Here is a 24,691-nt window from a genome sequence, read left to right as displayed (position 1 = left end):
GCTACTCCCCCGCCTGCGGGTCGGCGGTGTCGGTGGGGGTGTCGGACGGAGTGCCGTCCTCGGCTGCGGCAGCGTCGGTGCCCTCCGCGCTGAACGCGTGGAACTCCTCCACGGCGTCGGCGTCGGACTCGATGTGGCCGCGGGCCGCACCGGTCATCGCGGTCCCCAGGTCCTCGGCGGTGACGGTGGCCGGGTCGGCGTCGGCGACCAGACGGCCGCGGTAGATCACCCGGATGGTGTCGGAGAGGCCGATCAGCTCGTCCAGGTCGGCGGAGATCAGCAGGACGGCCAGGCCGGCCCGCTGGGCGACCCGGATGTGCTCCCAGATCTGCGCCTGCGCGCCGACGTCCACACCACGGGTGGGGTGGGCGGCGATCAGCAGCTTGGGCTGGTGGCTCATCTCGCGGCCGATGATCAGCTTCTGCTGGTTGCCGCCGGAGAGCGACGCCGCGGTGACCTCGATGCCGGGGGTGCGGACGTCGTACTCCTCGACGATCCGCTGGGTGTCCTTGCGGGCACCGGCCGGGTCGAGCAGCACGCCCTTGGAGTTCGGGGTCTCGGTGACGTGACCGAGGATCCGGTTCTCCCAGAGCGGGGCCTCCAGCAACAGGCCGTGCTTGTGGCGGTCCTCGGGGATGTAGCCGATGCCGGCCTCGCGGCGGGCCCGGGTGAGGGTGCCGGAGAGGTCCTTGCCGTCGAGGGTCACGGTGCCGCCGTCCAGCGGCAGCATGCCCATGATGGCCTCGACCAGTTCGGCCTGGCCGTTGCCCTCGACGCCGGCGATGCCGAGGATCTCGCCCTGGTGGATGTGCAGCGAGATGTCGTCGAGCACGACGCGCTCGATGCCCTCGGCATCGGTCTTGGCGATCCGCAGGTCCCGGACGTTCAGCATCTCGTCGGTGGTCACGGTGGACTCGCGGCTCTCCGGGGAGGGCAGCTCGGCGCCGACCATCAGCTCGGCCAGCTGGCGCGCGGTGACGTTCGCCGGGTCGGCGTCGCCGACCGTGGTGCCGCGCCGGATGACGCTGATCGCGTCCGCCACCGAGAGCACCTCGTGCAGCTTGTGCGAGATGAAGATGACGGTGACGCCCTCGGACTTGAGCTCGCGCAGGTTGTCGAAGAGCGCGTCGACCTCCTGCGGGACGAGCACCGCGGTCGGCTCGTCGAGGATCAGGATCTTGGCGCCGCGGTAGAGCACCTTGAGGATCTCGACGCGCTGGCGGTCGGCCACGCCGAGGTCCTCGACCAGCGCGTCCGGGCGCACGCCCAGGCCGTACTGGTCGGAGATCTCCTTGATCTTCGCCTTGGCCTTGCCGCCGATGCCGTGGAGCTTCTCGCCGCCGAGGACGACGTTCTCCCAGACGGTCAGGTTGTCCGCGAGCATGAAGTGCTGGTGCACCATGCCGATGCCGCGCTCGATGGCGTCGCCCGGGGTGGTGAACTCGCACAGTTCGCCGTTGATCGCGATGGTGCCCTCGTCCGGCTTCTGCATGCCGTAGAGGATCTTCATCAGCGTCGACTTGCCGGCGCCGTTCTCGCCCATGAGCGCGTGCACGGTGCCGGTGCGGACGGTGAGGTTGATGTCGTGGTTGGCCACGACGCCGGGGAAGCGCTTGGTGATTCCGCGCAGTTCGACGGCCGGTGTCGCCGTCCCCGCGCTGGGGGTACCGCCCTTGCTGAGGGCGGGGTCGGATGCGGTGATGGCGATCTCCTGGTGGTCTGGAGGCGCGTCGTTGCGCTGGAGGGCCAAGAAAAGACGGTGGGGTACGGGACGGGGCCCGGGGGTACGCACTGAGCGCACCCTTCCGGGCCCCTCCCTGATGCTGCGTCAATCATTGCGCTGCCGGGCAGACGGCAGCGGCAGCGACGTCCGGACGCGCCTTACGGAGCGGTCGGGACGGTGGTGGCGCCGCTCTTGATGGCGGTGGCGGCGTCGTTGAGCTTGCCCTGGATGTCGTCGATCTTGCCGCCGGTGGTGGCGAGCGAGACGCCGTCGGCCTTCAGGTCGAAGTTCTTCACGCCGGTGAAGGGGGAGCCCTTCTTGGCGGAGTCGATGTAGGCGAACACGGCCTTGTCGACGTTCTTCACCATCGAGGTGAGGATGCTGTTCTTGTACTTCGCCAGGGCCGGCTGGGCGGCCTGGTCGGAGTCGACGCCGATGGCCAGCTTGCCAGCGTTGGCGACGGCCTCGATGGCACCGTTGCCGGAGGAACCGGCGGCGGTGTAGATGACGTCCGCGCCCTTGTCGAGCTGACCCTGCGCGGCCTCCTTGCCCTTGTCGGGCGAGTTGAAGCCGGAGAAGTCCGGGGGCGTGGTCAGGTAGGTGGTCTCGACCGCGATGCTCGGGTCGACCGACTTCACACCCGCCTTGTAGCCCGCCTCGAACTTCTTGATGAGCTCGGACTGCACACCGCCGATGAAGCCGACGTGCTTGTTCTTGGACTTGAGGGCCGCGGCCACACCGGCCAGGTACGAGCCCTCCTGCTCCGAGAAGGTCAGCGAGGTGACGTTGCTCGGCTGGGTGTCGGACGCCGAGTCGATGATCGCGAACTTGGTGTTCGGGTTCTCCTTGGCGACCTTCTCGACGGCGCCCTGGTAGACGAAGCCCACCGCGATGATCGGGTTGTAGCCGGCGGTGACCAGGTTCTTGAGCCGGGTCTCCTTGTCGGCCTCGGCCTCACCGGTCTTGGCGTCGGCCTCGGTGACGCCGACACCCAGCTCGGCCTTGGCCTTGTCCAGGCCGCGGGCGGCGGAGTCGTTGAACGACTGGTCGCCACGGCCACCGATGTCGTAGGCCATGCCGACCTTCAGGCCGCCCTCGGAGGAGCCGGAAGAAGCATTCGTGTCGTTGCTCTTTGCGCCGCAAGCGGCGAGCGAGGCAATGCCCAGGGAACCCGAGAGCACAACCGCAGCGAGCTTAGTAGAACGGCGCAAGGGAGTTTCTCCTTCTCACACGCACCCGTTTAGCGTGGTCGGACGCCACCGTAACGCGCGTAGAACACGGTTGGGTCACAGGCTGCCGGAGCATTCGGGTTGTTATCAAACCGTGGTCTCACGGCCTCCCCGAGGCCCCTTCCCCGTACGCGGAGGGTGGTCGGAACTGGCGCTGCCCAGTGTACGTAACCGTCCATAGAGCCCTGAATCCGACAACTCGGGCACTCCATCGACTATGCTTCGTCGCCCTCCAGCGCCAGCGCCGCGAAGAGCTCCACGCCGATCCCGATCGCCCGCTCGTCCACGTCGAAGCGGCCCTGGTGCAGATCACGGACCGTGGCGTCGCCGGGGGCGCGGACCCCGAGCCGGGCCAGCGCGCCCGGGGCGTGCTCCAGGTACCAGGAGAAGTCCTCCCCGCCGAGACTCTGCTCGGTGTCCTCCACCACCTGACGGCCGCCCTGGCCGAACCGGGCCGTCATGACGGCCTCCAGCAGGCCCACCGAGACCGCCTCGTTGACCACCGGCGGCACCCCGCGGTGGTAGTCGAGCGTCCACTTCGCCCGGTAGGTCTCGGCCAGCTTGGCGATCAGCTCGTGCAGCAGGTCCGGCGCCTCGCGCCAGCCCGCGAGCTCCAGGCAGCGGACGGTGCCCTCCAGCTCGGCGTGCTGCGGGATGACGTTGGGGGCCGAGCCGGAGGCGATCCGGCCCCAGACCAGGCTGACCCCCCAGCGCGGGTCCATCCGGCGGGCCAGCGCGCCCGGCAGATCGGCGGCCATCCGCGCGATCGCGGTCACCAGGTCGGTGGTCAGGTGCGGGCGGGCGGTGTGGCCGCCGGGGCCGTCCAGGTGCAGCACCAGCCGGTCGCAGGCCGAGGTGATCGCCCCGGTGCGCAGCGCGATCCGGCCCGCCTCCACCTTCGGGTCGCAGTGCACCGCGAAGATCCGGCCGACGCCGTCCATGCCGCCGGCCTTGATCACGTCCAGCGCCCCGCCCGGCATGACCTCCTCGGCGGGCTGGAAGACCAGCCGGACCGGGCGGCGCAGCTCACCGGAGCGGGCCGCCCCGGCCAGTACCAGGGCGGTGCCCAGCACCACCGAGGTGTGCACGTCGTGGCCGCAGGCGTGGGCCTGGCCGGCGACGGTGGAGCGGTACGGCACGTCCGTCTTGGCGTCGTCGATCGGCAGCGCGTCGATGTCGGCGCGGAAGGCCAGGAACTCGGCGTCGCGCGCGGTCCCGTCCGGCACGATGTCGACGGTCATCCCGGTGCCGCCGGGCAGTACCCGGGGGGCCAGACCGGCCGCCGTCAGCCGGTCGCGCAGCAGGCCGGTGGTGCGGAACTCCTGGCGGCCCAGCTCCGGGTGGCGGTGCAGATCGCGGCGGAAGGCGATCAGCTCCGGCTCCAGTGCCGTGACCCGGTCACGCAGACCGGCGACGGGGTGGGCAGCGGTGAGCGTGATGGCCGACTGGGCGGACTCAGGACGGTTCATCTCAACAAGGGTAGGCCTCTTGGGGGGTTTTGGCCTGACTTCCCGCAAAGAAGTCCCCGTATGGGCGCATAGTGGCTGAGCAGATGGGTATGACATCTCGTTTCAGTCGCCTTCCCCAGGTTGCGTGCCCTGTGCAACGACCGCCCGTGCCGACGGTCACGGGGCCACTCGGACGGCGGATTGACGACCTCTCAGAACCGTTCGGCGGGCGTGTACGTCCCCCACACCTCGCGCAGCGCGTCGCAGACCTCGCCCACCGTGGCGCGGGCGGCCAGCGCCTCCTTCATCGGGTAGAGCACGTTGTCCCGCCCCTCGGCCGCCCGGCGCAGCGCGCCGAGCCCGCGGCCCACCGCCGAGGAGTCGCGCCCGGCCCGCAGCGCGGCCAGCCGCTCGACCTGCCGCGCCTCGGCCGCCGGGTCCACCCGCAGCGGCTCGTACCGCTCCTCGGTGTCCAGCCGGAACCGGTTGACCCCGACCACCGTGCGCGCACCGGAGTCGGTCTCCTGCTGGACGCGGTAGGCGGTGCGCTCGATCTCGGCCTTCTGGTGGCCCGCCTCGATCGCCGCCACCGCCCCGCCCAGCTCCTCGATCCGGCCCATCAGCGCGAGCGCGGCGGCCTCCACACCGTCGGTCAGCGACTCGACCGCGTAGGAGCCGGCGAACGGGTCGACGGTGGCGGTGAGATCGGTCTCGTGGGCGAGCACCTGCTGGGTGCGCAGCGCGAGCCGGGCCGACTTCTCGGTGGGCAGCGCGAGCGCCTCGTCGAAGCTGTTGGTGTGCAGCGACTGGGTGCCGCCGAGCACCGCCGCCAGCGCCTGCACCGTGACCCGGACCAGGTTGACCTCGGGCTGCTGCGCGGTGAGCTGCACCCCGGCGGTCTGGGTGTGGAACCGCAGCATCCGGGACCTCGGGTCCCGCGCGCCGAACTCCTCGCGCATCACCCGGGCCCAGATCCGCCGGGCGGCGCGGAACTTCGCCACCTCCTCCAGCAGGGTGGTGCGGGCCACGAAGAAGAAGGAGAGCCGCGGCGCGAAGTCGTCCACCGCCATGCCGGCCGCGACGGCGGTGCGGACGTACTCGATGCCGTTGGCGAGGGTGAAGGCGATCTCCTGCGCCGGGTCCGCCCCGGCCTCGGCCATGTGGTAGCCGGAGACCGAGATGGTGTTCCAGCGGGGGATCTCGGCCCGGCAGTACCGGAACACGTCCGCGACCAGCCGCAGCGAGGGCTTCGGCGGGAAGATGTAGGTGCCGCGGGCGATGTACTCCTTCAGCACGTCGTTCTGGACGGTGCCGGTCAGCCGGGCCGCCGGCACGCCCTGGGCCTCGCCGACCAGTTGGTAGAGGAGCAGCAGCGGGCCGGCCGGCGCGTTGATGGTCATCGAGGTGGAGACCTCGCCCAGCGGGATGCCCTCGAACAGGACGCCCATGTCCGCCACGCTGTCGATCGCGACGCCGACCCTGCCGACCTCGCCGGCCGCGAGCCGGGCGTCCGAGTCGTAGCCCATCTGGGTGGGCAGGTCGAAGGCGACCGAGAGGCCGGTGGTGCCGTTCGCGATCAGCTGCCGGTAGCGGGCGTTGGACTCGGCGGCGGTACCGAAGCCGGCGTACTGGCGCATCGTCCACGGCCGGCCGGTGTACATCGACGGGTGGACGCCCCGGGTGTACGGGTACTCCCCCGGGCCGCCCAGGCGTTCCCGCGGGTCCCAGCCGTCCAGCGCCTCCGGCCCGTACAGCGGCTCGACGGGGAAGCCCGACTCGGTGCGGCGCGGCTCGGCTGCCATGGGTCCCTCCACGGGATCGGCGGGCGGGCGCACCGCCCTTCGCGAGGTGACGGCGCCCGGCCTTCGCAATGTAACGGCGCCCGGCCCGGCGCGGGCGGAGCCGGTGCCATTGAGATGATCGGGTGAGCGACCGAAGTACTTCCCCGACCGACGTACTTCCCGACCGGGGTACTTGCCCCGACCGGGGTACTGACCGACCGACGTGATCCCCAGGGAGTGGCAATGACCAAGCAGAAGGTGGCCGTGGTCACCGGCGCCAGCAGTGGAATCGGCGCGGCGACCGCCCGCCGGCTCGCGGCCGACGGCTTCGAGGTGGTGCTGACCGCCCGCCGCACCGAGCGGATCGAGGAGCTCGCCAAGGAGCTCGGCGGGCGCGCCCACACCCTGGACGTCACCGACCGGGCGGCCGTGGACGCCTTCGCGGCCGCGGTCGGCCGGGTGGACGTGCTGGTCAACAACGCCGGCGGGGCGATCGGCGCGGAGTCGGTCGAGGCCGCCGACCCGGCCGACTGGCTGGCGATGTACCAGGTGAACGTGCTCGGCGTGCTGCACATGACGCAGGCGCTGCTGCCGGCGCTGCGGGCGAGCGGCGACGGCACCGTGCTGGTGCTCTCCTCCACCGCGGCGCTGGCCGCGTACGAGGGCGGCGGCGGCTACGTGGCGGCCAAGCACGCGGCGCACACCATCGCGGCCACGCTGCGGCTGGAGCTGTGCGGGGAGCCGATCCGGGTGATCGAGATCGCTCCGGGGATGGTGAAGTCCGAGGGCTTCGCCGTCACCCGCTTCCGGGGTGACGAGGAGAAGGCCGCCGCCGTGTACGCGGGCGTCGCCGAGCCGCTGACCTCGGAGGACGTCGCGGACACGGTGGGCTGGGCGGTCACCCGGCCCCCACACGTCAACATCGACCTGCTGGTGGTGCGCCCGCGGGCCCAGGCCGCCAACCACAAGGTGCACCGGACCTGACCCCGGCCGCGCGGGCGGGCGGCCCCCCGGCCGGGGGCAAGATCGAACATGTCACCCGGCAGTGATACATACGTGCGATGACATCTCTTCGGGCCGCCCGCCCGCGCGTTCTGCTGACCGCCTTCGCGGTCGGCACCCTGCTTCTCGGTTCCGCCTGCGACAACCACGCCAAGCCCGCCCAGGACCAGGCCGCCGCGACCCCGTCGGCCGCCCCGGCCGCCCCGACGCCCACCGCGACGCCGACGCCCACCCCCAAGCCCACCGGCGCCGACGATCCGGCGCTCAAGCCGTTCTACGGCCAGCAGGTCTCCTGGGCCGCCTGCCCGGCCGACCCGCAGGCCGAGAAGGCCAAGATCGACATATCCGGGATGCTCTGCGGCAAGCTGCACGTCCCGCTCGACTACGCCAACCCCGCCGTCGACGCCCTCGACATCGCGCTGATCAAGCTGCCGGCCGCCAAGCCGGACCAGAAGCTCGGCTCGCTCATGGTCAACCCGGGCGGCCCGGGCGGCTCCGGCATCGAGATGGTCAAGTACGGCGCCAAGCAGTACGACGGCGCCCTGCACAACCGGTTCGACGTGGTCGGCTTCGACCCCCGCGGCACCGGCGAGAGCTCCCCGGTGGTCTGCTACGACGACAAGCAGCACGAGGAGTCCAACCAGCGCGACTCCTCGCTGGACCCGGCGGTCCGCAAGGCCGACCACGTCAAGTACGCCACCGAGCACGCCGCCGCCTGCCAGGCGAGGTCCGGCAAGCTGCTGCCCTTCGTCGGCACCCGCAACACCGCCCGTGACCTGGACGTGCTGCGCGCCGCCGTCGGCGACAAGAAGCTCAACTACCTCGGCATCTCCTACGGCACCTACCTCGGCGCGCTCTACGCCGAGCAGTTCCCGCAGAACACCGGCCGGCTGATCCTGGACGGCGCCGTCGACCCCGCGCAGGACGGGCTGGAGCACGGCATCGACCAGCAGGTGGGCTTCGAGAAGTCCTTCGAGCGCTTCGCCGCCGACTGCGTGCAGAACCACGCGGCCGAGTGCCCGCTCGGCAAGGACCCGGCCAAGGCCGCCCAGAAGGCCGCCGACTTCCTCGACGGACTGCGCGAGCACCCGATGACCGCCAAGGACGGCCGCAAGCTCGGCGCCGACCTCGCCTGGACCGGCACCATCCAGATGCTCTACGGCGACGAGAAGACGTCCTGGACGTACCTGCGCAACGCGCTCGGCTGGGCCATGCTCGGCAAGAAGGGCGACTACCTGCTCGCCTTCGCCGACGAGTACAACGGCCGCGACGAGAACGGCCACTACAGCCCGATGGAGGAGGCCAACAGCGCGATCAGCTGCGCCGACCGCACCCGGCCGGCCCCCAGCCCCGAGCGCGCCCAGCAGGCGGTGGCCAGGCTCCAGGCCGAGGCCCCGCTGCTGTCCAAGGGCGTCTCGGTGGACGACTACAGCGAGCCGTCCTGCGCGTACTGGCCGTTCAAGACGACCGAGCAGCCGCACGCCGTCCGCGCCGAGGGCAGCGCGCCGATCCTGGTGGTCGGCACCACCGGCGACCCGGCCACCCCGTACGCCTCCGCCGAGGCGCTCGCGAAGGGCTTCGCCAACGCCACCCTGCTGACCCGGGTCGGCGAGGGGCACGGCGCGTTCGGCAAGGGCAACGGCTGCGTCGACGCCGCGCTGGAGGCCTACCTGGTGGAGGGCACCGTGCCGGCCGCCGGAACCCGCTGCTCCTGAGCGCCGCCGGCCCGCGAAAGCCCTGGACCATGAGCAGATGAGCGTGGGGAGGGCGCTGACACCGAGGTGTCAACGTCACAACTTGATAGCTCGATCGGATGAATTCCGCGTGCGCCCTCCCCAACTGATGACTGCTCAACTACCGTTGAGCCGCTGCCCGGCGGGTCCCGGACACCGCCCCGCAGCTCCATACTTCACCTGCTTCACCACCCCTTTCACCGGCACCTTCCCGCCCTCACGAGGAGGACCCGCTGGCCAGCGACATCCCGTCACCGCGGCTCGATCCCAGTTCCGAGCCGACCCTCCTCGGGCTGCACCGCTTCAACGAGGCCGACGCCGGCGCGGCCGAGGAAGCCCTCCTCGCCTGCTGCGGCAGCCACCGCTGGGCCCTGCGGCTCACCGCCCACCGGCCCTACCCCGACATAGAGTCCCTGCTGGCCGCGGCCAGCGAGGCCTCCTACGACCTGCGACCGGCCGACCTGGCCGAGGCGCTGGCGGACGAGAGCTGGATGCCGCAGCCACTCCTGGGCATGCGCGCACCCGGCAGCCAGGCGGCCCACACCGCCCTTCGCGCCGCCCACGCCGCGTACGAGGCCCGGTTCGGGCACGTCTTCGTGGTCTGCCTGGACGGCGTGGCCCCCGAGGAGATGCTCGACACCGTGCTCAGCTCGATCCGCACGCGACTGGCGCACGACCCGGACGAGGAGCGGCTGATCGCCTCGGACGAGCTGCGCCGGATCGCCCTGACCCGCCTGGAACACCTGGTCGCGACCCACTCGGGGGCCGGGGCGCGCTGAACCGGGCCCACCCTCACCCGCGTGCCTGCGCGGCGCGGAGCTTCACCACCTGCTGCCGGACGATCCGCTCGTCCGGCGCGGCGGCGGGCTCCGCGCCGACGCCGACCGTGGTGAGCACCGCCAGCACCGGACCGACCCGGGCCACCACCGCACGCTGGGAGAGCACCACCGTGCCCGACTCACTCGTCAGGGTGAACCCGGTCACCGCGTCCGCTCCCCCGGCCGTGGGCGTGTCGTCCCGGATCAACCGGTGCCTGGTCCGGACCGGCTTGCGGCTCTTCTCCGCCGGCGGCGGCGGAGCGGTCGAGACGAACGAGGCGCACGGGCCGAACAGCTTCTCCAGCTCCGCCTGCAGCTGCGCCGCCCGCCCGGCCCGGTAGCCGAGCAGCCCTCCGTACACGCCGCCCTTGGGGTCGGCCGCCCGCGCCACGCTCAGATCGGTCTCCGCGTACGGATCCGCCGGGCCGGGCGAGGGCGTGCCGCCGCCCGCCGCCACCGCCGGGGTCACCGCGTCCAGCAGCGGCTGGCAGACGGGCAGGTCGGAGACCTCCCGGCCGCCGCCCGACCCGGTCTCGCCGTGACCGGGCGTCATCACCGTCACCGTGTAGCCCGCTCCCAGATCGGCGTCGGCCACGGCGGCCGCCCGCAGCTCGGCGGCGGACAGCTCACGGGCCGGCTGGACCCGGTCGGCGGAGCCGCCGACCGTGGTGCAGCCCACGGCGAGCAGCAGGACGCCGACCGCGACTGCGGCGGACGGGCGGCGGGGCGGGCTCAGTGGCACGGGGGCCTCGGCAGGATGTCGGCGAAGGAGCGGGCGGCCACGGTAGCGCAACCAGACGGTCACGCTGGGTGTCCAAAGCCGCCCCGGTTCCCCCCGCACTAGGCCAGTCGTGCCTGATTGATCACACCTCGGGCCCCCGGAGGCGGTTCACAGAAACGCGTCGATAGGATGCTGGCGGCCGGTGGACCGTACCCGGCCGGGCTGACCGACACCGAAGCCGGCCGAGCCCCCAATCGCTTCCGGAGGGTTTTTCCGTGCCGGCTGGAACGCTGTACCGCGGCCGGGAAGGCATGTGGAGCTGGGTGGCTCATCGAGTCACCGGCGTCCTCATCTTCTTCTTCCTGTTCGCCCATGTCCTGGACACCGCACTGGTGCGAGTGTCGCCCGAGGCGTACGACTCTGTGATTCAGACGTACAAGACGCCTCTGGTGAACCTGATGGAGTACGGCCTGGTGGCCGCCATCCTGTTCCACGCCCTCAACGGCCTCCGGGTCGTCGCCGTCGACTTCTGGTCGAAGGGCCCGAAGTTCCAGAAGCAGATGCTCTGGACCGTGGTCGGGGTGTGGGTCGTCCTGATGGCGGGCGCCTTCTACCCGATCCTTCAGCACACGCTGACCTCTTGGTTCGGGAAGTGATCTGAGACATGACCACGGAATACTCCGACGCCCTGGTGGTCCCCTCCGCCCAGGCGCACACCGGCAAGGGCCTCGGCACCGGTAACCCGGCCGACGCCTTTGTGGTCGAGCCGGCCCGCCAGCGGACCAAGAAGACCCCGCGCCGCACCCGGACCAACTTCGAGATGCTGGCCTGGCTCTTCATGCGCCTGTCCGGCATCGTCCTGGTGGTGCTGATCCTCGGCCACCTGCTGATCATGCTGGTGCTCGACGGCGGCGTCTCCAAGATCGGCTTCGCCTTCGTGGCCGGCCGCTGGGCCTCGCCGTTCTGGCAGGGCTGGGACCTCCTGATGCTCTGGCTCGCCATGCTGCACGGCGCCAACGGCATGCGGACGGTCATCAACGACTACGCCGAGAAGGACTCCACCCGGCTCTGGCTGAAGGGCCTCATGGGCGCCGCCACGGTCTTCACCGTGCTGCTCGGCACCCTGGTGATCTTCACCTTCGACCCGAACATCTGACGACACAGCATCTAATCGGCAATCGGCAGAGGCCAGAGGCGAGTTAGAACCCCCATGCAGATTCACCAGTACGACACCGTCATCGTCGGCGCCGGTGGCGCCGGCATGCGCGCGGCCATCGAGTCGACCCAGCGCAGCCGCACCGCGGTGCTGACCAAGCTCTACCCCACCCGGTCCCACACCGGCGCGGCCCAGGGCGGCATGTGCGCCGCCCTCGCCAACGTCGAGGAGGACAACTGGGAGTGGCACACCTTCGACACGGTCAAGGGTGGTGACTACCTGGTCGACCAGGACGCCGCCGAGATCATGTGCAAGGAGGCCATCGACGCCGTCCTCGACCTGGAGAAGATGGGCCTGCCCTTCTCCCGCACCGAGCAGGGACGGATCGACCAGCGCCGCTTCGGCGGCCACTCCCGCAACCACGGCGAGGCCCCGGTCCGCCGGTCCTGCTACGCGGCCGACCGCACCGGTCACATGATCCTCCAGACGCTGTTCCAGAACTGCGTCAAGCACGGCGTCGAGTTCTTCAACGAGTTCTACGTCCTCGACCTGCTGATCAACGAGGGCAAGACGGCCGGCGTCGTCGCCTACGAGCTGGCCACCGGCGAGATCCACGTCTTCCAGGCCAAGTCCGTCGTGTTCGCCTCCGGCGGCACCGGCAAGTTCTTCAAGGTCTCCTCCAACGCCCACACCCTCACCGGTGACGGCCAGGCCCTGGTCTACCGCCGCGGCCTGCCGCTGGAGGACATGGAGTTCTTCCAGTTCCACCCGACGGGCATCTGGCGCATGGGCATCCTGCTCACCGAGGGCGCCCGCGGCGAGGGTGGCATCCTGCGCAACAAGGACGGCGAGCGCTTCATGGAGCGCTACGCCCCCGTCATGAAGGACCTCGCGTCCCGTGACGTCTGCTCCCGCGCGATCTACACCGAGATCCGCGAAGGCCGCGGCTGCGGTCCGGACGGCGACCACGTCTACCTGGACCTCACCCACCTGCCGCCGGAGCAGCTGGACGCCAAGCTCCCGGACATCACGGAGTTCGCGCGCACCTACCTCGGCATCGAGCCCTACACGGACCCGATCCCGATCCAGCCCACCGCGCACTACGCGATGGGCGGCATCCCGACCAACGTCGAGGGTGAGGTCCTGCGCAACAACACCGACGTCGTCCCGGGCCTGTACGCGGCCGGCGAGGTCGCCTGCGTCTCCGTGCACGGCGCCAACCGGCTGGGCACCAACTCGCTGCTGGACATCAACGTGTTCGGCAAGCGCGCGGGCATCGCCGCCGCCGACTACGCGCAGACGGTGGACTACACCGAGCTGCCCGAGAACCCGGCCGAGAAGGTGCAGGCGCTGGTCGACGGCCTGCGCGAGTCCACCGGCACCGAGTCCGTGGCGCAGATCCGCAAGGAGCTGCAGGAGACCATGGACGCCAACGCCATGGTCTACCGCACCGGCGCGACCCTGAAGCAGGCGGTCGAGGACATCGCCGCCCTGCGGGAGCGCTACAAGCACGTCGCCATCCAGGACAAGGGCTTCCGCTACAACACGGACCTCCTGGAGGCCGTCGAGCTGGGCAACCTGCTCGACCTGGCCGAGGTGCTGGCGGTCTCCGCGCTCGCCCGCGAGGAGTCGCGCGGCGGTCACTACCGCGAGGACTTCCCGACCCGTGACGACGTGAAGTTCATGCAGCACACCATGGCGTACCAGGAGGTTGCCGAGGACGGCACCACCTCCATCCGCCTCGACTACAAGCCGGTCGTCACGACCCGCTACCAGCCGATGGAGCGTAAGTACTGATGAGCACTCCGACTGTGGAGAAGCACTCGGCCGCTCTGGACGCGGTCGAGGCGGGCGGCGTCGAGCTGATCACCGTCACCTTCCGGATCCGCCGGTTCAACCCGGAGGAGCACCCGGACCCGGTGTGGGTCGACTACCAGCTGACCCTGGACCCGAAGGAGCGCGTCCTGGACGCGCTCAACAAGATCAAGTGGGAGCAGGACGGCACCCTCACCTACCGCCGTTCCTGCGCGCACGGCATCTGCGGCTCCGACGCGATGCGGATCAACGGCCGCAACCGGCTGGCGTGCAAGACCCTGATCAAGGACGTCAACCCGGAGAAGCCGATCACGATCGAGGCCATCAAGGGCCTCACGGTCCTCAAGGACCTGGTCGTGGACATGGACCCGTTCTTCCAGGCGTACAAGGACGTCATGCCGTTCCTCATCACCAAGGGGAACGACCCGACCCGCGAGCGCCTGCAGTCCGCCGAGGACCGCGAGCGGTTCGACGACACCACCAAGTGCATCCTGTGCGCCGCGTGCACGTCGTCCTGCCCGGTCTTCTGGAACGACGGCCAGTACTTCGGCCCGGCCGCGATCGTCAACGCGCACCGCTTCATCTTCGACTCGCGCGACGAGGGTGCGGAGCAGCGGCTGGAGATCCTGAACGACCGTGAGGGCGTCTGGCGCTGCCGGACCACCTTCAACTGCTCGGAGGCCTGCCCGCGTGGCATCGAGGTCACCAAGGCGATCCAGGAAGTGAAGCGGGCGCTGGTCACCCGCCGCTTCTGAGCCCTGCGGCACGACGGAGGCCCCGCCCGATCCTCGGATCGGGCGGGGCCTCCTCGCATGCTCAGCGCAGCACGCCCAGATCCCTGGGCGCGGACCAGCCGCTGGACGCGGGTCCGGTGGCCCGGATCCCCACCCTTGTCGAATGTCGAACGGTGAGGATCCTGCCAGCGGGGTCCGACAGTGGCGGCGGGGATCAGCTCGCGGCGGGCTCGCGGCGGGTCGCGCGCAGGCCGCGGACGCCGACGGCGCCGACGGCCACGCCGAGGACGAAGGAGGTCACGGCGAGCAGCAGGTGGATCCAGAAGAAGGCGGTCGGCTGGGAGTGGTCGCCGTCGGTGAAGGCCTGGCCGCCGGAGTCCTTCCAGAGGTTCTTGACGAAGGTGACCCAGATGATCATGGACCAGACGCCGAAGGCGGTCAGGAACCAGGAGGTGCGACGGCTGAGCTTCATGGACGGTCCTCGGCGGCTGACGTGAAGATGGTGTGCCGCTCCAGTATGCGCGGGCGGCCGTTCGGCGTACGGCGGCCCCCTCCTGCGGAGGACGGGCCCGGAGCGGCGGACGGCGGAGCTCCGGACTGGGTACGGTCTGCTGGTGCCCACACGCCGTAAGCTCGCACACCTGCTCGCCGCGTACGCCGCGGCGCTCCCCGTTCTGCTCGCCGCCCCGGCGGCCGTCGCGGCCCCGCACGAGCCGCCTCCCCCGCCGGCCGCGATCGGCGGCGAGCGGCTGGGGCTCTCCGGTGTCCAGGTGGCCCCGCTGGCCGGCGCCCCGGCCCTGCCGGGGGATCTCACCGGGCAGTCCTGGATAGTCGCCGACGCCGCGTCAGGCGCGGTGCTCGCCGCCAGCAGTCCGCATCTGCGGCTCGCGCCGGCCAGCACCCTGAAGATCCTCTTCGCGGACACCGTACTGCCCAAGTTCGACCGCAACCTGGTGCACCGGGTCGCGGACGCGGAGATCCAGGGGATCGGCCCCGGCAGCAGCCTGGTCGGCATCAAGGAGGACCTGGACTACAAGGTCGAGGACCTCTGGCGCGGGGTGTTCCTCAGCTCCGGCAACGACGCGGTGCACGTCCTGTCGCACATGAACGGCGGGGTCCAGCAGACCGTCACCGAGATGCAGGCCCGCGCGAACGCGCTGCAGGCCCGGGACACCCGGGTGGTCTCCCCGGACGGCTACGACATGGACGGCCAGGTCTCCTCGGCCTACGACCTCACCCTGTTCGCCCGGGCCGGGCTGCGCAATCCCGACTTCCGGATGTACTGCGCCACCCGGGACGCCCTGTTCCCCGGCGCGGTGGACAAGAACAGCGGCCAGCGCGGCAGCTTCGGGATCGCCAACACCGACCGGTTGCTCGGCAAGTACCCGGGCCTGATCGGCGTGAAGAACGGTTTCACCACCGAGGCCGGCTCGACCTTCGTCGGAGCCGCCGAGCGGAACGGCCGCACCCTGCTGGTGACCGTGATGCACCCGACGACCTACCAGAAGGTCTACGACGAGACGGCGGCGCTGCTGGACTGGGGGTTCGCGGCGGCCGACAAGGTCACCCCGGTCGGCAAGCTGGTGGACGAGGCGCCGGCCGGTGAGCCGACACCGACCGGACAGGCGGGCGGCACCGCCGGCGTGCCCGCGCCCCCGCCGCACCCGTCAGTGGCGGCCTCGGCGCCCGCCCAGGCCGCCCCGGCCCGCGACGGTGCCGCCGGGCTCGGCCCGGTCGGCTGGGTGGCCATCGCGCTCGCCCTCACGGCGGGCGGCGCCGGTGCGCGGTTCCTGCTGCGGCGGCGCGGCCGGCCCTCCGCCGGCTGACGGGCGCCGCCCCGGGCCCGGCCTCACTCCTGGGGCCGGGCCTTCGGTGTGCCCTCCCGCTCCGCCGCCTCCGCCTCGTCGGCGGCCCGCACCATGGCCGCCGCCCGCGCACGGGCCCGGTCGCGGGCGGCGGCCGGGTCGGCCGTCGCCGTCCAGGCGACGCAGTACATCAGCAGCCGGGAGACGAAGTTGATCCAGAGCAGCAACGCCACCGGGACGCCGAAGGCCCCGTAGAGGCTCTTCCCGGCGACCGAGCCGAGGTAGGAGGCGAGCAGGATCTTCAGCAGTTCGAAGCCGACCCCGCCGATCAGCGCGCCCAGCAGCACGTCCCGCCGGTGCTGGCCGCGGATCCGGGGGAAGGGCGCCAGCAGGTAGGCGAAGAGCACCATGTCGGAGCCGACCGCGATCAGCAGGCCGACACCGGTCAGCAGGTAGCCGCCGGGACCGCCCGTCCCCAGGCCGATCCAGCCGGCGATCCGGCCGGCCAGCGTCGTCCCGGCGGCGGAGGCGGCCAGCGAGAAGAGCGAGACCAGACCCAGGCCGCCCAGCACCACGCAGTCCCAGACCTTGCGCAGCACCGGGTTGCCGTCCTCCTCCGGCAGCTGCCAGACGTCCCGGATCGAGGTGCGCATGGTGTCCACCCAGCCGAGGCCGGAGATCAGCAGCAGCACGCCGCTGACCAGTCCGACCGTGCCGGCGTTGGCCACCAGCGAGGACAGGTTGAGCGCGTCCGAGATCCCCGGCAGCTGGTCGGAGATGCGCTTCTGGAGTTCGGCGACCCGGGAGTCGGTCAGGGTGGCGACCGCGATCGCCAGCGCCACGGTGAGCAGCGGGAAGAGCGCGAGGAAGCCGAAGAAGGTGACCGCGCCGGCCAGCCGGTTGCCGCGCGCGGCGGTGAAGTGTTCGTACGCGCGGTACGGACGGCTGCGCAGGACCCACGCCACGAGCGGGCCGATGACCGGGAGGCGGGTGAGGAAGTCCACCTGTCCGGTTATACCGGCCGTTCGCCCGAATGGCCGTCAGGCTCGGCGGGCGGCACGGCAGTCGGCACCGGCAGGTGGCGACACCGGCGACACTGGCCCCGCCGGCTCCGCCAGCCCCGTGGCCGGGTCAGCGCTTGAGCAGCCGGCGGGCCCCGGCCAGCGCGCGGACCGTCCGGTAGGCGCCGTAGCGGCCGCGGCTCAGCAGCTCGGTGCGCACGCCCGCCACCCCGGCGGGCGGCGTGTAGCCGGCCGGGCGCAGCCGGGCGCAGTGCCCGGCCGCCTGCCGGAAGTACGCGCGGCGGTCGCCGGGCGGGACCCGGCCGGGCCTGGAGACCACGGTGTTGAGGTGGTGCAGCATCCGGCCGTAGACCACCGGGCGCCAGCGGTCGAGGTCCGGGCGGCCGTCCAGGAAGGCGAAGACCAGGTCGTACTGGGCGAAGACGTCGAAGTGCTTGCGCGAGGCGGTGGCGAGGATGTTGCCGCCCTCCTGGCGCTGGCGGTAGTGCACGCCGACCCGGTCGAGCAGGGTGATGCTCGCCGCGGCGAGCAGCGCCGGGTACGTCCAGGGGGTGTCCTCGTAGTACCCGGCGGGGAAGGTGAGGCCCTGCTCGGTGACGAAGTCGCGGCGGTAGGCCTTGTTCCAGACGACCTGCAGCAGGTCCAGCAGGTCGGGGCGGCGGTCGAGGTCGAAGACGTCCGGGGAGTCGGCGCCGAAGACGTGCGCCGAGGCGGCCCGGGTGATCCGGCCGTCGGCGTAGGTGCGGGCGTAGTCGTAGACCAGGATGTCCGGGTCGCCGCCGGCCGCCAGCCGGTCGTCGACGGCCTTGAGCAGGCCGGGCGTCAGCGTGTCGTCGCTGTCCAGGAAGATCACGTACTCGCCGGTGGCGACCGCCAGGCCGGCGTTGCGGGCCCGACCGAGGCCGACGTTCTCCGCCAGGTGCAGCACCCGCACGCGCGGGTCGCGGGCGGCCGCCCCGTCGAGGATCGCGCCGCAGCCGTCCGGGGAGCGGTCGTCCACCGCGATCAGTTCGACGTCCGGACCGCCCTGGCCGAGCACCGAGTCGAGGCACTCGGGAAGGTACTCCTCGACCTTGTGAACGGGGACGATGACACTGAAGCGGGGCATGGGCACAGAGTAGTGGCCCCCGGTCGGCCGGACCCACGGGCCCGGGGGCCCGCAGTGCCCCGGACGCCCCGGAGGACCGCCGGGGCCGGACGGTAGGATCGGTGGGCACGTACGCACCGGTTCAAAGTGCGGCCAGACCCCGACCGGGCTGCCACGCACCTTCCCCAGAAAGGCCTGCGTAGCCGATGGCTCCCCGCCTCTCCATCGTCGTTCCGATCTACAACGTCGAGCGCTACCTCGTGGAATGCCTCGACTCGATCGCCGCCCAGACCTTCACGGACTTCGAGTGCGTCATGGTCGACGACGGTTCGAAGGACGGCAGCGCGGCACTCGCCGAGGCGTACGCTGCCCAGGACTCCCGGTTCCGGCTGGTCCGCCAGGTGAACAAGGGCCTCGGCGCGGCCCGCAACACCGGCATCCGCCACATCGACCCGGACGCCGAGTTCCTCTGCTTCGTCGACTCCGACGACTCGATGCCGCCGAGCGCCTACGAGCTGATGATCAACACGCTCGACGAGACCGGCTCGGACTTCGCCACCGGCAACGTGCTGCGGTTCCGCGCGGTGGGCTACTACCAGTCCGGCGGGCACTCGCGGCCGTTCAAGGAGACCAGGCTCAAGACCCACGTCACCGAGATCCCCGCGCTGGTCACCGACCGCACGGCGTGGAACAAGGTGTACCGCCGCTCCTTCTTCGACGCGGCCGGCCTGCTCTACCCCGAGGGCATCCTGTACGAGGACGCCCCGGTCAGCGTGCCGCACCACTACCTCGCCACGAGCGTGGACGTGCTCTCCGAGCCGATCTACCACTGGCGCGAGCGCGAGGTCGGCGAGATGTCGATCACGCAGATGCGGACCAACCCCAAGGGCCTGGTCGACCGTGTCACCTCGGTGGAGCTGGTCCGCACCTGGCTGAAGAAGCAGACCGACCCGCGCTTCGCCGAGTACCTGCACTCCTACGACGAGAACACCCTCGTCGAGGAGATCCCGATGTTCTTCTGGTCCGTCGTGGACGGCGACAAGGAGTACCGGGACGCCTACCAGAAGAACGTCGGCCGGCTGCTCCGGGCGATCGGCCCCGACCAGGTCCGCAAGCTGCGCGCGCCGCTGCGGCTGAAGTACCACCTGACCCTCGCGGGCCGGATCGACGAGTTCGTCGAGCAGATCAAGTACGAGGGCGAGAGCAACGGCGGTGTCGCCGCCCGCGGCCTGCTGCGCCCCTACGCCGACTACCCGTTCCTGCGCGGCGGGCGCAAGAGCGTGCCGGCCGGCATCCTCAAGCTGGACAACTCGCTGGTGATGCGCAGCCGGCTGTACGAGTCGGTCTGGGAGGACGGCAAGCTGCACCTGACCGGGCACGCGTACCCGGAGCAGCTGGGCGCCGAGAACCGGCACGACATGGTCCGGGTGCTGGTGCTGCGCGAGGCCAAGGGCCGCCGCGTGCTGGCCGTGCCGACCAGGACGCAGTACAGCCCCGAGGCCACCGCCAGCTGCCACCACGACCTGTACAACTGCGACTGGGCCGGCTTCACCGCCGCCATCGACCCGAAGCGGCTCAAGCACCGCGGCCAGTGGAAGGACGGCAACTGGCGCGTCCTGGTGGCCGGCGCCGGCAAGGGCGGCGTCTACAAGGGCCGGATCTGGGCGGGCTGGAGCGACACCGCCCAGTACCTCCCCGCGCACTGGGTCGAGCCGGACGTGCGGATCGTGCCGTGGGTCCGCGACGGCAGCGTCTACCTGCGGGTGGAGACGGTCCGGACCCGGGTGACCGGGCTGGCCGTGCGGGACGGCCGGGTGGAGATCGCCGGCGCGGCCCGCCCCGGCCCGAACCTCGCCGGGGCCCGCTTCAAGCTGACCCACGTCGAGTCGGACCGCGAACTGGTGTACCCGATGGAGCTGACCGCCCCGGTCGGCACGCTCCAGCCGTTCACCGTCTCCTGCCCGGTCGACGAGCTGACCGCCGTCCGCGAGGCCTGGGCCGAGCTCGACCCGATCGCCCCGGAGCGGGCCCGTGACCGCTGGGACACCGCCATACTGCTCGCCGACGGCACCACCGTGCCGGTGGCCTGGGACGACCGCAACGCGCCCGAGCAGCTGCACCTGGCCCTGAACCCGGACGCCCCGGTCGACGACCGCCGCGCGCTGTACTCGAAGCCCTCCCCCAGCGGCTACCTCCAGCTCTCCGACCAGCTGCTGCAGCCGGTGGTGACCGAGGTCGCCTCGCGCGGCGCGGACGGCTTCCTGCTCACCGGCACCTTCCCGCTGCCCGGTACGCACCGCTGGGAGCTGGTCGTGCGGCACAACTGGCGCGAGGAGGAGCACGTCTACCCGGTGGAGATCGCGGACGGCGGGTTCCGGGCCGCGCTGCCGGCGGTGCCGACGGCCTCCTTCGCCGGCCGGGTGCCGCTCGCGCAGGGCACCTGGGACGTCTTCTTCCGCCCGCTCGGCGAGCCGGTCGACACCCTCGCGACCCGGTACGCGCTGATCGCGCCGGGTTGCTTCGGCGCCCTGCCGCTGGAGGTGGAGTCGCGCGGCAAGCGGATCGTGCTGGAGCGCCGCCACTACGACGGCCTCTCGCTGGAGTCGCACTCCGCGCTGCTGCCCGAGGAGCGCAGCGGCTACCGGCAGCGCCAGCAGCGCACCGTCGACTACCCGTCGGCCCGCCGGCTCCCGCTGCGCGACACCGTGCTCTACAACGTCGCGCTCGGCGGCCTCTACGCGGACTCGCCGCGGGCGATCCACGAGGAGCTGGTCCGCCGCGGCCTGCCGCTGGAGCACCTGTGGGGCAGCGACGACCTGCAGGCCGACCTGCCGCAGTCGGCGGGCGCGATCCGGCTCTGGAGCCCCGAGTGGTTCGAGACGCTGGCCACCGCCAAGTACATCGTCACCAGCGCGCACCTGCCGGACTTCTTCGTCCGCCGCCCCGGCCAGGTGGTCGTGCAGACCTGGCACGGCACCCCGCTGAAGCAGATCGGGTACGACTTCGAGAAGGTCTGGTTCACCGACGCCAACTACCTGAAGGGCGTCGTCAAGGAGGTCCCGAACTGGAGCCTGCTGGTGGCCGGCAACACCTGGTCGGCCCCGGTGCTGCGCCGCGCGTTCGACTTCAAGGGCGAGATCCTGGAGAGCGGCGCGCCGCGCAACGACCTGCTGTTCGCCCCCGACCGGGAGAAGACCGCCGAGCAGGTCCGCGAGCGGCTCGGCCTGCCCGAGGGCAAGAAGGTCGTGCTCTACGCGCCGACCTTCCGTGAGGACCGCCGCCGCCCCAACGGCGGCTACCAGATCGACCTGCGGATCGACCTGGAGGCGGCCAAGGCGGCGCTCGGGGACGACCAGGTGCTGCTGGTCCGCCGGCACAGCGTGATGTGCGGCCAGATCCCCGGCGCCGGCAACGGCTACGTCTGGGACGTCGGCAGCTACCCCGACATGGCCGAGCTGCTGCTGATCGCGGACGTCCTGGTGACCGACTACTCGGCGACGCTGTTCGACTTCGCGGCCACCGGCAAGCCGGTGCTGTTCTTCACGCACGACCTGGAGCACTACCGCGACAACCTGCGCGGCTTCAGCCTCGACTACGAGGCGGAGGTGCCCGGCCCGTTGCTGGCCACCTCCGAGGAGCTGGTCACCGCGCTGGGCCGGGTGGACACGCTGGCCGACACGTACGCCGAGAAGTACACGGCGTTCCGCGAGGCGTACTGCGACCTGGACGACGGCCAGGCCGCGGCCCGCGTGGTGGACGGCATGCTCCGCCAGCAGTAACCGGCACCGCCCCGGGGCGCCCGACGCGATCCGCGTCGGGCGCCTTCGCGTTTCCCGGGAGTTGCCTGGGAGGCAACCCGACCTTTACGCGTACATTGCACTCGAACACATGTTTTGCAAACGAATCTCTCAGCAATTTCTGCCGGACCGTACAGTTGACCCCGGGTGTCCTTTCGGTATTCGATATCGAACCGGCCCCCGTCCGATTTCCCTCGGTACGAAGGCCCCCGGACCACCGCCATGGATCGGGATCCCGTTCCGAAGGGCCACCCCATGCCTGTCCTCACGCGGTTCGTCCTCCCGCACGCCACCGCCCACCCGCCGGACGAACTGCCCGCCGCCGACGAGGGCGTCGCCTTCGGCCTGCTGCGCGCCCGCTGGACGCCCCGCGGCCTCGAACTCACCGGCTTCGCCCGCCCCGACGACCTGGACACCGCCCGCCCCGGCTCCGCCTGGACCTGGCTGACCCTGCTGCGCGACGAGGACGAGCCGCCCGTCCACCTCCGCTCCCGGCCCCGCCGGCTGCCCGAGGTCACCGACGACAGCGCCCAGCCCGACCACAACCACGACTGGTCCGGCTTCACCGCCCTGGTCGAACCGCGCCGGCTGCGGCGCGGCGAGGAGTGGCTGCTCGGCGACTGGCAGATCGGCGCCACCCTCTTCACCCGCCCCCGGCCCACCCGGCTGCGCCGCCAGTACGGCGCCCTCGCCCCGCACTGGTGCGGCTCCGGCGAGTACCCGCCGGCCCGCTGGGTCGACCGCGACGTCCGCCTCCAGCCGCACTTCGACGACGGCCGGCTGCGACTGCGGCTCGAACGCCCCGGCGTCCGGCTCACCCACGCCGCCCCCGACGCGGACGGCCTCGACCTGCGCGGCACCGCCCAGCACTGCCCGCCCGGCACCGCGCTGCGGCTGCGCCACCGGGAGAGCGACACCGTCCTGCTGCGCCCGGTCGCCCGGGAGGGCGACACCTTCGCCGTCCACCTGCCGTACCGGCCGTTCACCGCCGACGGGCGCGGCACCGGCCCGCTGGAGCACTGGGACGCCGAACTGCTGCGCCCGGACGGCTCCACCGAGCAGCTCACCCTGGACGAGCGCGGCGGCCCGGTGGCCGGCCAGCACGCGCTGCCCGGCGCCCCGGACCGGGCGCTCTACCTGAAGCACCTCGCCGACGGCCGGCTCCAGCTCTGCGTCCAGCCCGCCGCCGGGTACGTCGAGCGGATCGCCGTCCGGGCCGGCGGCTTCGACCTCACCGGGCACTGCCCCGGCGGCGAGCCGCTCGACCTCGTGCTCCGGCACACCGGGACGGCCGGCGAGATCCGCCACCGGGTCGACCGCGGCGCCGACGGCCGCTTCCGGGTCCGGCTGCCCGCCACCCGCACCGGCTCCGACGGCACCCCCCTGCCCCTGCGCAAGGGCGTCTGGGAGGCCTCGCTGCACCCGGCCGGCCGGCCCGGCCCGGCCCGGCCGCTGATCGCCGCGCCCGCGGTGCTCCCCGCGCTCCCCGCCGCCACCGCCGCCGGCGGAAAGCGGATCCTGCTCCAACGACGCTGGCACGACACCCTGCTGGTGGACTCCACCCCGGTCCTCTCCCCGGCCGAGCGCAGCGCCTGGACCCAGGCCCGCCAGCGCGCCGGCGCGTACCCGGCCGCCCGCCGGGAGCCGCTGCGCGAAGCCGTGCTGTACGACGTGTTCGGCGGTCGCGGCTACGCCGACTCACCACGCGCCGTGCACGCCGAACTCGCCCGGCGCGGCGAACCGCTGGAGCACCTCTGGGTGGTCGACGACGCCCAGGCCGAGCTGCCCGCCGGGGTCCGCGCGGTGCGGATCTGGAGCCCCGAGTGGTACCGCGCGCTGGCCACCAGCCGGTACCTGGTCGGCAACACGCACTTCCCCGACTTCCTGGAGCGCCGGGACGGCCAGGTGGTCGTCCAGACCTGGCACGGCTCACTGCTCAAGCGGATCGCCCACGACGTCGAGAACCCCTGGCTCGCCGACCACGGCTACCTGGAGGCACTCGACCGCGAGACCCCGCAGTGGAGCCTGCTGCTCTCCCCCAGCCCGTTCGCCACCCCGATCCTGCGCCGGGCGTTCCGCTACGGGGGCGAGATCCTGGAGTCCGGCTACCCGCGCAACGACGTGCTGGCCCGGCCGGACGCCGGGCGGGCCGCGGCCGTCCGGCGCCGGCTCGGCATCCCCGACGGCAAGCGCGTCGTGCTCTACGCCCCGACCTGGCGCGAGGACCAGCAGCGCGGCGACGGCGACGGGTTCCGCCTCGACCTGCGGATCGACCTCGACCACGCCCGGCGCGCCCTCGGCCGCGACCACGTCCTGCTGATCCGCCCGCACGCGCACGTCCGCGAGCCGCTGCCGGGCGCCGGGGACGGCTTCGTGTTCGACTGCGGGGACTACCCCGACGTGCAGGAACTGCTGCTGATCGCGGACGTGTTGGTCACCGACTACTCGTCGATCATGTTCGACTTCGCGATCACCGGCCGCCCGGTGCTCTTCTTCACCTACGACCTGGAGCACTACCGCGACACGCTGCGCGGCTTCTCCTTCGACTTCGAGGCGCGGGCCCCCGGCCCGCTCATCCCCACCTCGGCCGGTCTGCTGGACGCGCTGCGCGGGCTCGCCGACGACGACGGCTCGGGCCCGCCGGCCGGGTACCGGGAGCGCTACCGCGCCTTCCGGGCGACGCACTGCGGGCTGGAGGACGGCGGCGCCGCCCGCCGGGCGGTCGACCGGATGCTCGACCTCGGCCGGGCGGGCGCCCGGCCGACGCCGTAGCCCGGCGACGGGCCCGGGGCGGTCGGCCGGGCGCGGGCGCGCCGCCGG

At 72.0% G+C, this 24,691-nt stretch carries 18 protein-coding genes; 10 read left to right on the top strand and 8 right to left on the bottom strand.

Going from position 1 to position 24,691, the window contains the following annotated elements:
* Position 1 precedes the first annotated feature (1 nt).
* The 4 genes from ACIQTO_RS04520 to ACIQTO_RS04505 all read right to left on the bottom strand — a co-directional run bounded on the left by ACIQTO_RS04520 (position 2) and on the right by ACIQTO_RS04505 (position 6,202).
* On the bottom strand, positions 2-1,543 hold the full coding sequence (locus tag ACIQTO_RS04520; protein WP_402382775.1) for an ABC transporter ATP-binding protein: 1,542 nt from the start codon (positions 1,541-1,543) through the stop codon (positions 2-4).
* A 338-nt stretch (positions 1,544-1,881) separates the two neighbouring features.
* Positions 1,882-2,934: a BMP family protein gene (locus ACIQTO_RS04515; RefSeq protein WP_402382634.1), complete on the bottom strand. Its 1,053-nt coding sequence runs from the start codon at positions 2,932-2,934 to the stop codon at positions 1,882-1,884.
* Positions 2,935-3,167: 233 nt separating this feature from the next.
* Positions 3,168-4,421 (bottom strand): amidohydrolase, encoded by a 1,254-nt coding sequence (locus ACIQTO_RS04510; RefSeq protein WP_402382631.1) that lies wholly within the window; start codon positions 4,419-4,421, stop codon positions 3,168-3,170.
* A gap of 191 nt (positions 4,422-4,612) precedes the next feature.
* Complete coding sequence (locus tag ACIQTO_RS04505) at positions 4,613-6,202, bottom strand: methylmalonyl-CoA mutase (RefSeq protein WP_402382628.1); 1,590 nt, start codon at positions 6,200-6,202, stop codon at positions 4,613-4,615.
* 222 nt (positions 6,203-6,424) lie between these two features.
* Here ACIQTO_RS04505 and ACIQTO_RS04500 point away from each other — a divergent pair, with 222 nt between their 5' ends.
* From ACIQTO_RS04500 to ACIQTO_RS04490, 3 genes are all read left to right on the top strand, one after another.
* Positions 6,425-7,165 (top strand): SDR family oxidoreductase, encoded by a 741-nt coding sequence (locus tag ACIQTO_RS04500; protein WP_402382625.1) that lies wholly within the window; start codon positions 6,425-6,427, stop codon positions 7,163-7,165.
* A 77-nt stretch (positions 7,166-7,242) separates the two neighbouring features.
* Positions 7,243-8,898, top strand: a complete 1,656-nt coding sequence (locus ACIQTO_RS04495) for an alpha/beta hydrolase (protein WP_402382622.1) — start codon at positions 7,243-7,245, stop codon at positions 8,896-8,898.
* Positions 8,899-9,149: 251 nt separating this feature from the next.
* A complete protein-coding gene (locus ACIQTO_RS04490) occupies positions 9,150-9,695 on the top strand; it encodes a 2-oxo-4-hydroxy-4-carboxy-5-ureidoimidazoline decarboxylase (RefSeq protein ID WP_402382773.1) in 546 nt (181 codons plus the stop codon).
* 13 nt (positions 9,696-9,708) lie between these two features.
* Here ACIQTO_RS04490 and ACIQTO_RS04485 read toward each other — a convergent pair whose 3' ends face one another.
* A complete protein-coding gene (locus ACIQTO_RS04485) occupies positions 9,709-10,476 on the bottom strand; it encodes a hypothetical protein (RefSeq protein WP_402382619.1) in 768 nt (255 codons plus the stop codon).
* A 254-nt stretch (positions 10,477-10,730) separates the two neighbouring features.
* Between ACIQTO_RS04485 and sdhC the strand changes: the two genes are divergently transcribed.
* From sdhC to ACIQTO_RS04465, 4 genes are read left to right on the top strand one after another with little or no spacing between them, the layout of a single operon-like run.
* Positions 10,731-11,111 carry a succinate dehydrogenase, cytochrome b556 subunit gene (gene sdhC / locus ACIQTO_RS04480; protein ID WP_360631421.1) on the top strand — a complete coding sequence of 127 codons (381 nt, stop codon included), beginning with the start codon at positions 10,731-10,733 and terminating at the stop codon, positions 11,109-11,111.
* Between the two features lie 8 nt (positions 11,112-11,119).
* Positions 11,120-11,611, top strand: coding sequence for a succinate dehydrogenase hydrophobic membrane anchor subunit (locus ACIQTO_RS04475; protein ID WP_360631424.1), 492 nt, complete (start codon positions 11,120-11,122; stop codon positions 11,609-11,611).
* 54 nt (positions 11,612-11,665) lie between these two features.
* Positions 11,666-13,408, top strand: coding sequence for a succinate dehydrogenase flavoprotein subunit (gene sdhA, locus ACIQTO_RS04470; RefSeq protein ID WP_402382617.1), 1,743 nt, complete (start codon positions 11,666-11,668; stop codon positions 13,406-13,408).
* Positions 13,408-14,181 (top strand): succinate dehydrogenase iron-sulfur subunit, encoded by a 774-nt coding sequence (locus ACIQTO_RS04465; protein WP_371518497.1) that lies wholly within the window; start codon positions 13,408-13,410, stop codon positions 14,179-14,181. Before sdhA ends, ACIQTO_RS04465 begins: the two co-directional genes overlap by 1 nt.
* 193 nt (positions 14,182-14,374) lie before the next feature.
* Here the strand turns inward: ACIQTO_RS04465 and ACIQTO_RS04460 are convergent, their stop codons facing one another.
* Positions 14,375-14,632, bottom strand: a complete 258-nt coding sequence (locus tag ACIQTO_RS04460) for an SCO4848 family membrane protein (protein ID WP_402382614.1) — start codon at positions 14,630-14,632, stop codon at positions 14,375-14,377.
* Between the two features lie 142 nt (positions 14,633-14,774).
* Between ACIQTO_RS04460 and ACIQTO_RS04455 the strand changes: the two genes are divergently transcribed.
* Positions 14,775-15,986 (top strand): D-alanyl-D-alanine carboxypeptidase family protein, encoded by a 1,212-nt coding sequence (locus ACIQTO_RS04455; RefSeq protein WP_402382611.1) that lies wholly within the window; start codon positions 14,775-14,777, stop codon positions 15,984-15,986.
* 23 nt (positions 15,987-16,009) lie between these two features.
* Here the strand turns inward: ACIQTO_RS04455 and ACIQTO_RS04450 are convergent, their stop codons facing one another.
* Positions 16,010-16,969: a YihY/virulence factor BrkB family protein gene (locus tag ACIQTO_RS04450; RefSeq protein WP_402382608.1), complete on the bottom strand. Its 960-nt coding sequence runs from the start codon at positions 16,967-16,969 to the stop codon at positions 16,010-16,012.
* A gap of 127 nt (positions 16,970-17,096) precedes the next feature.
* Positions 17,097-18,095 (bottom strand): glycosyltransferase family 2 protein, encoded by a 999-nt coding sequence (locus tag ACIQTO_RS04445; RefSeq protein ID WP_402382605.1) that lies wholly within the window; start codon positions 18,093-18,095, stop codon positions 17,097-17,099.
* 185 nt (positions 18,096-18,280) lie between these two features.
* Here ACIQTO_RS04445 and ACIQTO_RS04440 point away from each other — a divergent pair, with 185 nt between their 5' ends.
* Positions 18,281-21,853 (top strand): CDP-glycerol glycerophosphotransferase family protein, encoded by a 3,573-nt coding sequence (locus tag ACIQTO_RS04440; protein WP_402382602.1) that lies wholly within the window; start codon positions 18,281-18,283, stop codon positions 21,851-21,853.
* A gap of 273 nt (positions 21,854-22,126) precedes the next feature.
* A complete protein-coding gene (locus ACIQTO_RS04435) occupies positions 22,127-24,643 on the top strand; it encodes a CDP-glycerol glycerophosphotransferase family protein (RefSeq protein WP_402382599.1) in 2,517 nt (838 codons plus the stop codon).
* Positions 24,644-24,691: the final 48 nt, after the last annotated feature.

Origin of the sequence: Kitasatospora sp. NPDC091207, assembly GCF_044768625.1 — a bacterium.
Lineage (GTDB): Bacteria > Actinomycetota > Actinomycetes > Streptomycetales > Streptomycetaceae > Kitasatospora.
This window is presented reverse-complemented; position numbering and strand designations above follow the sequence as displayed.